General features: G+C 70.0%; 10 protein-coding genes. 4 read left to right on the top strand and 6 right to left on the bottom strand.

Going from position 1 to position 13,582, the window contains the following annotated elements:
• Positions 1-40: 40 nt before the first annotated feature.
• Positions 41-1,336: a LolA family protein gene (locus tag AC07DC_RS19750; RefSeq protein ID WP_478915711.1), complete on the bottom strand. Its 1,296-nt coding sequence runs from the start codon at positions 1,334-1,336 to the stop codon at positions 41-43.
• Between the two features lie 344 nt (positions 1,337-1,680).
• On the bottom strand, positions 1,681-2,766 hold the full coding sequence (locus tag AC07DC_RS19745; RefSeq protein ID WP_478915710.1) for a CHRD domain-containing protein: 1,086 nt from the start codon (positions 2,764-2,766) through the stop codon (positions 1,681-1,683).
• Between the two features lie 289 nt (positions 2,767-3,055).
• Between AC07DC_RS19745 and AC07DC_RS19740 the strand changes: the two genes are divergently transcribed.
• The 3 genes from AC07DC_RS19740 (at position 3,056) to AC07DC_RS19730 (ending at position 4,991) form a co-directional block, all read left to right on the top strand.
• Positions 3,056-3,637, top strand: a complete 582-nt coding sequence (locus tag AC07DC_RS19740; protein WP_478915709.1) for a hypothetical protein — start codon at positions 3,056-3,058, stop codon at positions 3,635-3,637.
• Between the two features lie 92 nt (positions 3,638-3,729).
• Positions 3,730-4,221 (top strand): sigma-70 family RNA polymerase sigma factor, encoded by a 492-nt coding sequence (locus AC07DC_RS19735; RefSeq protein WP_478915975.1) that lies wholly within the window; start codon positions 3,730-3,732, stop codon positions 4,219-4,221.
• On the top strand, positions 4,218-4,991 hold the full coding sequence (locus tag AC07DC_RS19730; RefSeq protein ID WP_478915708.1) for a zf-HC2 domain-containing protein: 774 nt from the start codon (positions 4,218-4,220) through the stop codon (positions 4,989-4,991). Before AC07DC_RS19735 ends, AC07DC_RS19730 begins: the two co-directional genes overlap by 4 nt.
• A gap of 49 nt (positions 4,992-5,040) precedes the next feature.
• On the opposite strand, the gene AC07DC_RS19725 is transcribed toward AC07DC_RS19730, so the two are convergent.
• Positions 5,041-6,060, bottom strand: a complete 1,020-nt coding sequence (locus tag AC07DC_RS19725) for a polyprenyl synthetase family protein (protein WP_478915707.1) — start codon at positions 6,058-6,060, stop codon at positions 5,041-5,043.
• A gap of 316 nt (positions 6,061-6,376) precedes the next feature.
• On the opposite strand from AC07DC_RS19725, the gene AC07DC_RS19720 reads away from it, so the two are divergent.
• Positions 6,377-8,377: a CocE/NonD family hydrolase gene (locus AC07DC_RS19720; protein WP_478915706.1), complete on the top strand. Its 2,001-nt coding sequence runs from the start codon at positions 6,377-6,379 to the stop codon at positions 8,375-8,377.
• A gap of 58 nt (positions 8,378-8,435) precedes the next feature.
• Here the strand turns inward: AC07DC_RS19720 and nuoN are convergent, their stop codons facing one another.
• The 3 genes from nuoN to nuoL are packed head-to-tail and all read right to left on the bottom strand — an operon-like array spanning position 8,436 to position 13,576.
• Positions 8,436-10,082, bottom strand: a complete 1,647-nt coding sequence (nuoN, locus tag AC07DC_RS19715) for an NADH-quinone oxidoreductase subunit NuoN (protein ID WP_478915705.1) — start codon at positions 10,080-10,082, stop codon at positions 8,436-8,438.
• Positions 10,079-11,674 carry an NADH-quinone oxidoreductase subunit M gene (locus AC07DC_RS19710; protein ID WP_478915704.1) on the bottom strand — a complete coding sequence of 532 codons (1,596 nt, stop codon included), beginning with the start codon at positions 11,672-11,674 and terminating at the stop codon, positions 10,079-10,081. Before AC07DC_RS19710 ends, nuoN begins: the two co-directional genes overlap by 4 nt.
• A gap of 6 nt (positions 11,675-11,680) precedes the next feature.
• Positions 11,681-13,576: an NADH-quinone oxidoreductase subunit L gene (gene nuoL, locus AC07DC_RS19705; protein WP_478915703.1), complete on the bottom strand. Its 1,896-nt coding sequence runs from the start codon at positions 13,574-13,576 to the stop codon at positions 11,681-11,683.
• Positions 13,577-13,582 lie beyond the last annotated feature (6 nt).

Here is a 13,582-nt window from a genome sequence, read left to right as displayed (position 1 = left end):
GCCCGCCCGGCCGGTGACACGGCCGGGCGGACGGAGGGGCTTACTTGGCTGCCGAGTTGGCGGCCTTGATCAGCGCGTCCTGGTTGACCGCGCCGACGTACACAGTGCCGTTGTCGGTGACCAGGGCATTGACGAGACGGGTGGAGAAGACCGTGCCGGAACCGAACTTCCCGGTGACGTGCTGGCCGAAGCTGTCGATCAGCCCCTGCATGCTCTTGTCCATCCGGCCCCGCGGCTCGGAGTTCGATCCGGCGTCGGAGCCGGGCAGGGCGCCCTTGGGCACCTTGATCTCGGCGACCGAATTCCAATCCGCACCCAGGACGTTCAGGCCTTCGAGGCTGTCCAGCCCCTGCTTGCCCGGCGCCTTGTCGTTCAGCGCGGCCTTCCCGTCGGCCTTGTCCTCCGTCACCTTGGCGCCCTTGGGCGGGGTGAACTGGAAGGTACTGGCCGCGGGCTTGTCGAAGTTCACCTTCGTGAAGCCGATGTCGATCGCGGCTTTGCCGCCGGTCTTCGGCGTCAGCGTGAACTTCAGCGGCACCCCGGTCGACGAGTCCACCGCGACCCGGATCGTGCCGACCGTGGAATCACCACCCTTGGGCTGGACGAGCAGCTGGTACGCGTTGCGCCCGGCGACCTTCGCCGTGCCGTCGACGGAGACGGACGTGTTGGGGCCCGCCGCCTTGAGCGCCTGCTGGGCCGCGGCCTGCGGGGTGCTCGGGAAGTCGTCGGGCAGCTGCTTGGCGTGGTCCGTGGCGCTCTTGCCGGCGGACTTCGGCAGCGTCGAGTGGTACGCCTGGTTGGACTGGCTGTCGTACGCCCAGACCTGGTCGCCGTTGTGGATGAGGCTGTACTCGGCGGCCTTCTCGACGATCGAGACGCGCTGCTTGTCCGGTCCGTCGGCCGCGATGTGCAGCGTGTGGCTGCCGGCCAGCAGCTGGGTGAGCTGCGCCTTGGGGTCGGCGGCGGAACCGCTGCCCTTGCGACCCTTGCCGCTGTCGTCCCCGCCCGAGCCGCCGAAGGGGCTGCCGCCGCCGGTGGCGCCGCCGAGGAAGGACGGCAGCCCGAGGTCTGTGGTGATCTTGACCGAGCCCGAGACCGTCTGGGTGTCGGACGCGGCTATCTTCGTCAGCAACTGCTCTGCCGTGATCTTCGGCAGATCGGGGTTACCGGAGTCGGCGAGCGCCGGGACAAGGCTGATGGTCGCCGCAGCCACCCCCGCCACCGCGACAGGGACCGCGTACCGCATCGCCTTGCGACGACCTGGCCCGCTGCCCTCTCCCCGGGTGTCTCCGGTGTCTCCCGCTTCCGGGACCTGCGTCGGTTGGATCCGTGCCATTGCGTTCCTACCTCCGTCGTCAGCGGCGGCCACGATGCCGTGCACTCGTCCACCTCTCGGGTCCATTGTCACCCGATCCGCCCCTGAGGTGGTGATACCAATCCCACCAAACCGGCAGCCTCGGCACATCAGCCGCCGGGAGCAACCCTGTGTACGCCCCCGGGATGACGAACCCCGAGGGCGTACACGGGTCGGTGGAAGGCCGGTGGCCACGAAACGCTTGATTCGCAGGCATTCGGACCCATTCGGCCGGGTTCAGCCGGGCCCGCCGCCGTCAGGGGCGACCCTCACCCGCCGACGCGGCCCCACTCACCGATGCGGGCCCGCACTTACCGGTGCGGCCCTCACTTGCCGACGAAGAGGTAGTCGGCCCGATAGTCCACCCCGACCCTGGGCGTCTTGTACGGGTCGCAGCTGCCGGCCGGGGCCACACCGCCGACCGTGTTCAGCCGCAGGATCTCCTGGGTGTCGGAGAGCAGGCCCTCGTGCCGGCCGGACTGGGTGGCGCGCAGGTCCAGTTCGGGGATGTTGCCCTGACCGTTCGGCGTCTTGGTGAGGACCGTCCCGGTGACGGCGCTGCCGTCGGGGGCGATCCACTGCGGCGGGCCGGCCGCCGGCCGCACGAAGGAGTGTTCGATACCGGCGCCGAGGTGGGCCTTGACGTTGTCCTGGGTGAACGCGTAACCGCCGCCCGGCTGCTTCGTGCACGCGTAGATCTGCTGACCCTTGACGACGGACGCCTGCAGGTCGGAGAGCGCCTTGGAGAAGTCGATCGACGAGCTGAGCCGGTGCAGCTGGCCGCGCACGGCGCCGCCCGGGAACTCGGCGGTGTGCAGATTGGCGTAGAAGCCGCCCGGGTTGGTGCGCAGGTCTGAGAGGAGCTTCGCGTCGTCGACGGTGACCGAGCCGGTCACCGAGTAGACGCTGCCGGGCAGCTTCTCGGCGAAGAACGGGATCTTCACACCGCCGTTGCTGCCGGCGGCACCCTGATGGATGTGCGCGGCGGTGGGCGGGGCGATGCCTTTCCACTTCATGGCGAACGAGACCTGGTTGCCCTGGATCTTCAGGAACTCGACGGCCCTGCCGTCCTTGTCGCCCACCGCGGGACCGTTCGCCACCGGCACCTCGTTGGCGCCGGTCAGGCTCGCCGCGAAGTAGACGGCCTTGCCACGGTCATCGCTGCCGCTCCCGCCGCCGCTGCCGCTCTGCGTGCTGATGCTGTCGTCGCCCCACCCGGCCGGCCCGGGCATCGCCATCGACGCCATGCTGCTCATGTCGTGGCCCGCGTTCCCGTTCCCGTTCCCGGCCGCGTTCCCGTCCGCGGCTGCGGGCAGCACGGCCAGCGTGACGCCGCCCGCGACCGCGGCGGCGGTGACGGCGAGCGCGACCACGGTACGACGGTTCCCGATGCGGTTCCTGATGCCGTTCATGAAAAGAGTCCTCCCCTGTGGCCGGTGCCCCACGCCCCGGCGTCTCGGGGGTTCATACGCACTCGCCGACGGCCACCGCTCAACGGCGAACTGCGGTGAGAATCACGGCTCCGGCATTGAGTCGGACCGGCGCCGTTTGCGTATACCGCACAATTGCCCGGCCAGGGTGGCTTGTTGAGCGAATATCCCAAAACTTTTTTGCGGATCGTTGAGTGGGCCGACGCGGGCGCTGCGTATGGATGGAGGCGAACGTCGAACAATCCACGCACTGCCACCAGGGGGAACAGTCATGCCCAACGCCATGCGCACCAGCCGTATCCGTCTCCTCACCGCCTCCGGAATCGCGGTACTCGCACTGACCGTCACCGCCTGCGGCCCGACCGACTCCGACGCGAAGGACCCGCAGGCCCCCTCGACGCCGCCGGCCTCGTCGCAGCCCACAGCGCAGCAGCCCGCCGCCCAACAGCCCGCGGCCACCGGCGCCCTGATCGCCGCGAAGAGCCCGGCCTTCGACGCGATGGTCACCGACGACCAGGGCCGTACGCTCTACCGCTTCGACAAGGACACCGCGCACCCCTCGGCGTCGAACTGCTCGGGTGACTGCGCCGCGAAGTGGCCGCCGGCCATCGCCAAGGACAGCGTGAGCGTGACCGGCATCGACAAGAGCCTGGTCTCCACCATCACCCGCGCCGACGGCAGCAGGCAACTGACCCTCGGCGGCTGGCCGCTCTACCGTTTCGCCAAGGACACCAAGGCCGGCGACACCCGCGGCCAGGGCGTCGGCGGAACGTGGTTCGTGAGCAGCCCGCAGGGCAAGAAGGCGACGAGCAGCGCCGGTACGAGCACCGGCGGCGACACGTCCGGATACTGAACAGCCGCTGTGATCTGTCCCCAGACGGTCTCGACCTGGAGGATCGGGTGCGGAAGGATTCGCCCGTGGCCACGGAACCGAGCGAAGAGCTGATGCGGACGCTCTACAAAGAGCACGCAGGACCCCTGCTCGCCTACGTACTACGGCTGGTCGCGGGGGACCGGCACCGGGCCGAGGACGTCGTACAGGAGACGCTGCTGCGCGCCTGGCGCAACAGCGACCAGTTGGAGCGCGCCACCGGATCCGTCCGTCCCTGGCTGGTGACGGTGGCGCGCCGGCTGGTCATCGACGGCCATCGCAGCCGGCAGGCCCGCCCCCAGGAGGTCGATCCGGGCCCCCTGGAACTGCTGCCCGCGCAGGACGAGATGGACAAGGTGCTCCGGCTCATGACCATCTCCGAAGCGATGGCCGACCTGACCACCGCCCACCGGCAGGTGCTCGCCGAGACCTACCTGCGCGGACGCACGGTCGAGGACGCGGCCGCCGTGCTCGGCATACCCGCGGGAACGGTGCGGTCGCGGATCTTCTACGCGCTGCGCTCGCTCAAACTCGCGCTCGAGGAACGAGGAGTGACGACATCATGACGTCGCCGCAGGAGCAGCACGCCGATGTGGGGGCCTACGCCCTCGGCCTCCTCGACGACGCGGACGCGACCCGGTTCGAGACGCATCTGGCCGGCTGCGAGTTCTGCATGGTGGAACTCGACTCGCTCGCGGGGCTCGAACCGATGCTCGCCGAGTACGCGGCGGCCAACCCCGACCCTGCCGCCTTCCTCGCGCCTGCCGCGTCCGGCGGCGCCGACGGTTCCGGCGACGCGATGCTCGGCCGGCTGCTCGACGAGGTCGCCGACGTCCGCGCCAGGACGCGGCGGCGCCGGATGTTCCTGGTCGCGGCCGCCGCCGTGCTGATCATCGGCGGGCCGCTCGTCGCCGTCCAGGCCGGCTCCGGCGACAAGAGCCCGCCGGTGGCCGAACATGTCCACGGCGGGCCCGCCGAGGCCGCCTTCCAGCTGATACCGGCCGCCGACAAGGTCTCCGCCACCGATCCCACCACCAAGGTCACCGCCACGATCGGCGTGGAGAAGAAGGCCTGGGGCAGCCATGTCGTCCTCCAGCTGGGGAACGTGAAGGGGCCGCTGCGCTGCAGCCTCATCGCGGTCGGCAGGAACGGGGAGCGGCAGACCGTCACCACCTGGGCGGTGGGCGCCTGGGGGTACGGCATCCAGGACAGTCCGCACGAGTCGGCGCGGGCACCGCTCTACATGCACGGCGGAGCGGCCATGCAGCCGAACGAGGTCGACCACTACGAGGTGCGGACGCTGGACGGAAAGCCGCTGGTGGACGTACCGGCGTAGGCCGTCCGGCACCGGCGGGCCGGATCAGGGCCCGCCAACCGGGTCCGTCTCAGCCCGCGCGGTGCACCACCGCGTCGCAGAGCCCCTCCAGGGCCTGCTTCGCGGCGCAGTCCGGGAGCGGTGCGAGCGTGGCGCGCGCCTCGTCGGCGTAGCGGACGGTGTCGCGGCGGGCCTGCTCCAGCGCGGGGTGGGCGCGCAGCAGGCGCAGCGCCTCGGCGTGCCGGTGGTCGTCGGTGAGGTCGCTCTCGAGGAGGTCGAAGAGGTGCCGGTCGGCCGGGGAGGCCGAGCCGTTGGCCGCGGCGACCCGGGTGCGCAGGTGGAGCACCGGGAGGGTGGGGATGCCTTCGCGCAGGTCGGTGCCGGGGGTCTTGCCCGACTCGTGGCTGTCGCTGGCGATGTCGAGAATGTCGTCGGCGAGCTGGAAGGCGGTACCGATGCGCTCGCCGTACTGGGTGAGGATGTCGACGACGGACTCGTCGGCGCCGGCCATCATGGCGCCGAAGCGGCAGGAGACGGCGACGAGCGAGCCGCTCTTGCCGCTGATGACGTCGAGGTAGTGGTCGACGGGGTCACGCCCGTCGGCCGGGCCCGCGGTCTCCAGGATCTGGCCGGTCACCAGCCGCTCGAAGGCTTCGGACTGGACGCGGACGGCCTCGGGGCCGAGGTCGGCCAGTATGTGCGAGGCGCGGGCGAACAGGAAGTCTCCGGTGAGGACGGCCACCGAGTTGCCCCAGCGGGCGTTGGCGCTCGGTACACCGCGGCGTACGTCGGCCTCGTCCATCACGTCGTCGTGGTAGAGCGTCGCGAGGTGGGTCAGCTCCACGACCACCGCGGACGGGACGATGCCGGGAGCGTGCGGGTCGCCGAACTGGGCGCCCAGCATGACCAGCAGCGGCCGGAATCGCTTGCCGCCCGCCCGCAGCAGATGGCGCGCGGCGCCGGCGATGAACGGGACGTCGCTCTTGGTGGCCTCCAGGAGGCCCTCCTCCACGGCAAACAGCCCGGCCCGGACGTCGGCTTCGAGAGCCTCGTCCCGCACGCTCAACCCGAACGGCCCGACGACGTTCACGAGGGGTACTCCATTCGCTGAGATGGCGTCTGAGGGGTGGCACTGCTTACACGGGCAGCGTAGCCGGTCCTCTCTCGATCTTTGCCGGGGCATCGCCCCTATATGGCCGTGACGGGTCATACACATCAGGCCGCACGGGATCCTGCCTCATATGATCCGTATTGATGCCCTTTATACCGACCGACCGGGAGGCATATCGCCGGTGCCCGACACGCTGACCGCCGAAGCGGCCGATCCGGCGCCACCGCGACCGTCATGACATTCGGCCTGAACCCCGTCCATCGACCCGCCATCGACGTCGTAGGGAGCCCCGCAGATGCGCATCCGTACCGAATTTCCCTACACGACCTTCGTCGAGGACGTCCGGATCCCGCTGCCCGACGGCACCCGGCTGTACGCGCGCATCTGGCGGCCGTACGCCGACGAACCGGTGCCCGCCCTGCTGGAGTACCTCCCGTTCCGGCTCTACGACTGGACGGCGCCGCGCGACTCCCAGCGGCACCCCTGGTACGCGGGCCACGGCTACGCCTCCGTGCGGGTGGATGTGCGCGGCCACGGCAACTCCGAGGGACTGCCGGGCGACGAGTACGACGCCACCGAGCTGGCGGACGGCGTCGCGGTCGTCGAATGGCTGGCAGCGCAGCCCTGGTGTACGGGCCGGGTCGGGATGTTCGGCATCTCCTGGGGCGGCTTCAACAGCCTGCAGATCGCCGCGCTCGCGCCACCGGCCCTCCAGGCCGTCGTCACCGTCTGCTCCACCGACGACCGCTACGACAACGACGTGCACTACATGGGCGGTTCCGTCCTCGCCGTGGACATGCACGCCTGGGCCGCGACGATGCTCGCCTTCGCCTGCCGGCCGCCCGATCCCACCGCGGTCGGCGAGAACTGGATGACGATGTGGCTCGAACGTCTCCATGCCGTGGACCCGTTCATCCATACGTGGCTCAACCACCAGACCCGTGACGCCTACTGGCGGCACGGAAGCGTGTGCGAGCAGTACTCCGCCATCAAGGCGCCCGTCCTCGCCGTCGGCGGCTGGCACGACCCGTACCGGGACACGGTGCTGCGCCTCATCGAGCATCTCGACTCGCCCGTAAGGGGGTTGATCGGCCCCTGGTCGCACCAGTACCCGGATCGGGGACTGCCGCCGGGGCCTGCCATCGGCTTCCTCCAGGAGACGCTGCGCTGGTGGGACCACTGGCTCAAGGGCAAGCCCACGGGGGTGATGGACGATCCCCTGCTGCGCGCCTGGATCAGCGAGTCGCACCCGCCGGCCACCGTCTACGACGAGCTGCCGGGCCGCTGGGTCGCCGAGGAGAGCTGGCCGTCACCCGCCGTCGCCTACACGCCGTACGCGCTGCCCGGCGGCCCGGTGCGGGTCGACTCACCGCACCACACCGGGGTCGACGCCGGCCGCTTCTTCCCGTTCGGCAACGACGCCGACCTGCCGCCCGAGCAGCGCGAGGAGGACGGCCGATCGGTCTGCTTCGACTCCGCCCCGCTCACCGACCGTGTCGAGGTCCTCGGCCGCCCCCGGGTCCGGCTGCGGCTGCGCTGCGACGCGCCGCGCGGCCAGGTCGTCGCCCGGGTCTGCGACGTGGCGCCGGACGGCTCCTCCACGCTCGTCACCCGCGGTGCCCTCAACCTCCTGGCCCGGCACGGCCGGGACCGGGCGGTGGAGTGGACCCCCGGCCACACCGAGGACGTCACCTTCGAGCTCAACGGCATCGGCCACGCGTTCCCGCACGGCCACCGCATCCGGCTCGCCCTGTCCTCCGCCTACTGGCCGTGGATCTGGCCGCACGGGCAGCCCGCGAACGCCTCCGGTTTCACCGTCGAGGCCGCCGACAGCGCGCTCGACCTGCCGGTCAGGACCCTCTCCCCCTCCGCGATCCCGCTGCACTTCGAGGAACCGGAACAGGCCACGGCGCTCCCGGTCGTCTTCCCCGGCGCGGGCGAGCCCCGCCCCGAACGCCTCGTCACCCGCGATGTGGCCACCGGCGCCTGGCAGTTGGACGTCGACCCGCGCTACGGCGGCACCCGAATCTACCCCGACGGTCTCGAATTCACCGAGGACGCCCTGGAGACCTACCGCATCGAATCCGGCGACCCGCTCTCCGCCGCCACCCGCTCCCTGTGGCACGTCCGGCTGCGCCGCCCGGAGCTCGGCTGGGACGTCAGCGTCGACACCAGATCCGAGATCCACGCGGACGCGACGCACTTCATCACCCTCAACGAGGTGACCTGCCGCTCCGGCGAGGAGACCGTCTTCCACCGCACCTGGGACCGGCGCATCCCCCGTACGGCGGGCTGAACGCGAGAACGGCCGCCGGACGCGTGAAGCGTTCGACGGCCGTTCCCCACGGTGCTGTTCAGCGGACGAACACACCCGCCTTGTCGGCGAGGTCGAGGAAGTACTGCGGCATGACACCCAGCGCGAGCGTCACCGCCACACCGATGCCGATGGCCGTGGAGGTCCAGGCGCTCGGAACGGCGACGGTGGGGCCGTCGGGCTTCGGTTCGCTGAAGAACATCAGGACGATGACGCGGATGTAGAAGAACGCGGCGATGGCCGAGGAGAGCACACCCACGATGACCAGCGGCATCGCGCCGCCCTGGGCGGCTGCCTTGAAGACCGCGAACTTTCCGGCGAAGCCGGAGGTCAGCGGGATGCCCGCGAAGGCCAGCAGGAAGACCGCGAAGACCGCCGCGACCAGCGGCGAGCGGCGGCCGAGGCCGGCCCAGTGCGACAGGTGGGTGGCTTCGCCGCCCGCGTCGCGGACCAGGGTGACGACGGCGAAGGCGCCGAGCGTCACGAAGGAGTACGCCGCGAGGTAGAAGAGCACCGACGAGACGCCGTCCGGCGTGGTGGCGATGACACCCGCGAGGATGAACCCGGCGTGCGCGATGGACGAGTACGCCAGCAGCCGCTTCACATCGGTCTGGGTGACGGCGACGATCGCGCCGACCAGCATCGTCAGGATCGCGACGCCCCACATCACCGGCCGCCAGTCCCAGCGCATGCCCGGCAGGACCACGTACAGCAGCCGCAGCAGCGCGCCGAAGGCGGCGACCTTGGTGGCGGCGGCCATGAAGCCGGTCACCGGGGTCGGGGCGCCCTGGTAGACGTCCGGGGTCCACATGTGGAACGGCACGGCGCCGACCTTGAACAGCAGCCCCATCGCGACCATCGCGGTGCCGATGAGCAGCAGCGCGTCATTGCCGGTGGTGGCGGCGAGCGCAGGGGTCATCTTGGCGGTGCCGTCGACGACGGCGGCGATCCCGGAGTACGAGACGGTGCCCGCGTAGCCGTAGAGCAGCGCGATACCGAACAGCAGGAAGGCCGACGAGAAGGCTCCCAGCAGGAAGTACTTCATCGCGGCTTCCTGCGACATGAAGCGGCGGCGGCGGGCCAGCGCGCACAGCAGGTACAGCGGCAGCGAGAAGACCTCCAGCGCGACGAAGAGCGTCAGCAGGTCGGACGCGGCCGGGAAGATCAGCATGCCGCCGACCGCGAAGAGCAGCAGCGGGAAGACCTCGGTGGTGGTGAACCCGGCCTTGACCGCGGCCTTCTCGGCGTCGCCGCCGGGAACGGCGGAGCCCTGGGCGGCGAAGGAGTCGACCTTGCGGCCGTGCGCCTTCGGGTCGAGCCGGCGCTCGGCGAAGGTGAAGACCGCGACCAGCCCGACCAGCAGGATCGTGCCCTGGAGGAAGAGCGCGGGGCCGTCGACGGCCACCGCTCCCATGGCCGCGACATGCGCCTTGGTGGTGCCGTAGCCCCTGGCCGCCAGTGCCACGACCGCGGCGAAGGCGGCGGCGAGGCCGACGACGCTCACCGCGATCTGCCCCAGGTACCGGAACCGGCGGGGCAGGAACGCCTCGACGAGGATCCCGACGATCGCTGCCCCGAAGACGATCAGGACCGGCGACAGCTGGGTGTACTCGATCTTCGGGGCGGGGATCTTGTCTGCGGCGGGGGCCGCCATTGTCCACAGGCTGTGGACGGCTGTTCCGCTCACTTGGTCGCCTCCAGCGCGGGCTTGGGGTCGGTCTTGTGCACGTCGGAGAGCGTCTGGCCGACCGCCGGATTGACGATGTCCGTGACCGGCTTCGGGTACACGCCGAGGAAGAGCAGCAGCGCGATCAGCGGCGCCACCACGGCGATCTCACGGACCCTGAGGTCCTTCATCCCCTCGATGCCCGGCTTCACCGGCCCGGTCATCGTCCGCTGGTACAGGACGAGGACGTAGAGCGCGGCGAGCACGATGCCGACGGTCGCGATGATGCCGAGCGCCGGGTAGCGGCTGAACGTGCCGACGAGCACCAGGAACTCGGAGACGAACGGAGCGAGCCCCGGCAGCGACAGGGTCGCCAGTCCGCCGATCAGGAAGGTACCCGCGAGCACCGGCGCCACCTTCTGCACACCGCCGAAGTCGGCGATGAGCCGCGAGCCGCGCCGGCTGATCAGGAAGCCCGCCACCAGCATCAGCGCGGCGGTCGAGATCCCGTGGTTGACCATGTAGAGCGCGGCGCCGCTCTGCCCCTGGGTGGTCATCGCGAAGATGCCCAGGATGATGAAGCCGAAGTGCGAGATGGACGCGTAGGCGATCAGCCGCTTGATGTCGCGCTGGCCGACGGCGAGCAGGGCGCCGTAGATGATGCCGATCACCGCCAGCACCAGGATCACCGGCGTCGCCCACTTGCTGGCCTCCGGGAAGAGCTGGAGGCAGTAGCGCAGCATCGCGAAGGTGCCGACCTTGTCGACGACCGCGGTGATCAGGACGGCGACCGGTGCGGTCGACTCCCCCATCGCGTTCGGCAGCCAGGTGTGCAGCGGCCACAGCGGCGCCTTCACCGCGAAGGCGAAGAAGAAGCCGAGGAAGAGCCACCGCTCGGTGGAGGTGCCCAGCTCGAACTTGCCGTCCGCGCGGGCCCGCAGGATCTCCTGGAGCGAGAACGTGCCGTGGCCGAGCTGGTCGGCGCTGGCCGCGTACAGCCCGATGACGGCGGCCAGCATGACGAGGCCGCCGACCAGGTTGTAGAGCAGGAACTTCACGGCGGCGTACGAGCGCTGCTTGGACGCCTCGTCCTCGCCGTGCTCGTGCGCCCGGTCACCGAAGCCGCCGATGAGGAAGTACATCGGGATGAGCATGGCTTCGAAGAAGATGTAGAAGAGGAAGACATCGGTGGCCTCGAAGGAGACCACCACCATCGCCTCGACGGCCAGGATCAGCGCGAAGAAGCCCTGGGTCGGCCGCCAGCGGCGGTTGGGGTTCCTGTCTTCGAGGGGGTCGGCGTCGTGCCAGCCGGCCGCGATGATGAACGGGATCAGCAGCGCGGTCAGTGCGACCAGCGAGACGCCGATGCCGTCCACGCCGAGTTCGTAGCGGACCCCGAAGTCCTTGATCCACGCGTGGGACTCGGTGAGCTGGTAGCGCTCACCGCCCGGTTCGAACCGGACGAGGACGATCGCGGCCAGGACGAGCGTCGCGACCGAGAAGCCCAGCGCCGACCACTTGGCGACGGTGCGCTTCGCGGCCGGTACGGCGGCGGTGGCGATCGCGCCGACCGCCGGAAGGGCGGCCGTGACGGTAAGGAGGGGAAAGGACATGAGTTATCAGACCGCCCTCATCAGGAGAGTCGCGGCGACCAGGACCGCCGTGCCACCCAGCATCGACACCGCGTACGAGCGGACGTAGCCGTTCTGCAGCTTGCGCATGCGGCCGGAGAGGCCGCCGACCCCGGCGGCGGTGCCGTTGACCGCACCGTCCACCAGGGAGTGGTCCAGGTAGACCAGGCTGCGGGTGAGGTGTTCGCCGCCTCGGACCAGCACGACGTGGTTGAAGTCGTCCTGGAGCAGGTCGCGCCGGGCGGCGCGGGTCAGCAGCGAGCCGCGCGGAGCGACGGCCGGCACGGGCTTGCGCCCGTACACCAGCCAGGCCAGGGCGACACCGATGACCAGGACGACCATCGTGGCCGCCGTCACCGTCGCAGCGCTGACGGGCGAGTTCCCCTCCTCGTGCCCGGTGACCGGCTCAAGCCACTTCAGGAAGGAGCTGTTCAGGGTGAACAGCGCGCCCGCGAAGACCGATCCGAAGGCCAGCACGATCATGGGGATCGTCATGGACCTGGGCGACTCGTGCGGGTGCGGCTCGTGGCCCTCCGCGTCCGTCTCCCAGCGCTTCTCGCCGAAGAACGTCATCAGCATCACGCGCGTCATGTAGAACGCGGTGATCGCCGCACCCAGCAGGGCCACGCCGCCGAGGATCCAGCCCTCGGTGCCGCCCTTGGCGAAAGCCGCCTCGATGATCTTGTCCTTGGAGAAGAAGCCGGACAGACCCGGGAAGCCGATGATCGCCAGATAGCCGAGGCCGAACGTGACGAACGTGACCGGCATGTACTTGCGCAGGCCCCCGTACTTCCGCATGTCGACCTCGTCGTTCATGCCGTGCATGACCGAACCGGCGCCGAGGAAGAGCCCGGCCTTGAAGAAGCCGTGGGTGACCAGGTGCATGATCGCGAAGACATAGCCGATCGGGCCGAGCCCGGCCGCCATGATCATGTAGCCGATCTGCGACATCGTCGAGCCCGCCAGGGCCTTCTTGATGTCGTCCTTCGCGCAACCGACGATCGCACCGAAGAGCAGCGTGACCGCGCCGACCGTGACCACCGCCACCTGCGCGTCCGGGGCACCGTTGAAGATCGCGCCGGACCGGGTGATCAGATACACGCCCGCCGTCACCATCGTCGCCGCGTGGATCAGGGCCGAGACCGGGGTCGGGCCCTCCATCGCGTCGCCGAGCCAGGACTGCAGCGGCACCTGGGCGGACTTGCCGCACGCGGCGAGCAGCAGCATCAGCCCGATGGCCGTCAGCTTGCCCTCGCCCGCGTCGCCCGCGTGCGCCAGCACCGGCTGGAAGGTGAACGTTCCGAAGGTCGTGAACATCAGCATGATCGCGATGGACAGACCGACGTCACCGACGCGGTTGACGAGGAACGCCTTCTTCGCCGCCGTGGCCGCGCTCGGCTTGTGCTGCCAGAAGCCGATCAGCAGGTACGAGGCGAGGCCGACGCCCTCCCAGCCGACGTACAGCAGGAAGTAGTTGTCGGCGATGACCAGCAGCAGCATCGCCGCCACGAACAGGTTCAGATAGCCGAAGAAGCGGCGGCGCCGCTCGTCGTGCTCCATGTACCCGATCGAGTAGATGTGGATCAACGTGCCCACACCGGTGATCAGCAGCACGAAGGTCATCGACAACTGGTCGAGCTGGAATCCGACGTCGGCCTGGAAGCTGCCGACCGGCACCCAGGTGTACCAGTGCGAGTACATCGTGCGGTCTTCGCCGCTCCTGCTGAGCATGTCGAAGAAGAGCACGGCGCCGAGACCGAAGGACACCGCCGAGAGGAGCGTGCCGAGCCAGTGGCCGATACGGTCCAGCCGGCGGCCGCCGGTCAGCAGGATCGCCGCGCCCAGCAGTGGTGCCACGACGAGCAATCCGATGAGGTTCTCCACTGTCGC

The sequence above is a fragment of the Streptomyces sp. NPDC045021 genome (assembly GCF_056432645.1).
Note: the sequence above shows the minus strand (reverse complement) of the source record. Positions and strands in the feature narration are given on the sequence as shown.

Coding starts and splice junctions, on each gene's coding strand:
- AC07DC_RS19750 (WP_478915711.1), bottom strand. CDS start 1,336: ATGGCACGGATCCAACCGACGCAGGTCCCGGAAGCGGGAGACACCGGA.
- AC07DC_RS19745 (WP_478915710.1), bottom strand. CDS start 2,766: ATGAACGGCATCAGGAACCGCATCGGGAACCGTCGTACCGTGGTCGCG.
- AC07DC_RS19740 (WP_478915709.1), top strand. CDS start 3,056: ATGCCCAACGCCATGCGCACCAGCCGTATCCGTCTCCTCACCGCCTCC.
- AC07DC_RS19735 (WP_478915975.1), top strand. CDS start 3,730: ATGCGGACGCTCTACAAAGAGCACGCAGGACCCCTGCTCGCCTACGTA.
- AC07DC_RS19730 (WP_478915708.1), top strand. CDS start 4,218: ATGACGTCGCCGCAGGAGCAGCACGCCGATGTGGGGGCCTACGCCCTC.
- AC07DC_RS19720 (WP_478915706.1), top strand. CDS start 6,377: ATGCGCATCCGTACCGAATTTCCCTACACGACCTTCGTCGAGGACGTC.
- AC07DC_RS19710 (WP_478915704.1), bottom strand. CDS start 11,674: ATGTCCTTTCCCCTCCTTACCGTCACGGCCGCCCTTCCGGCGGTCGGC.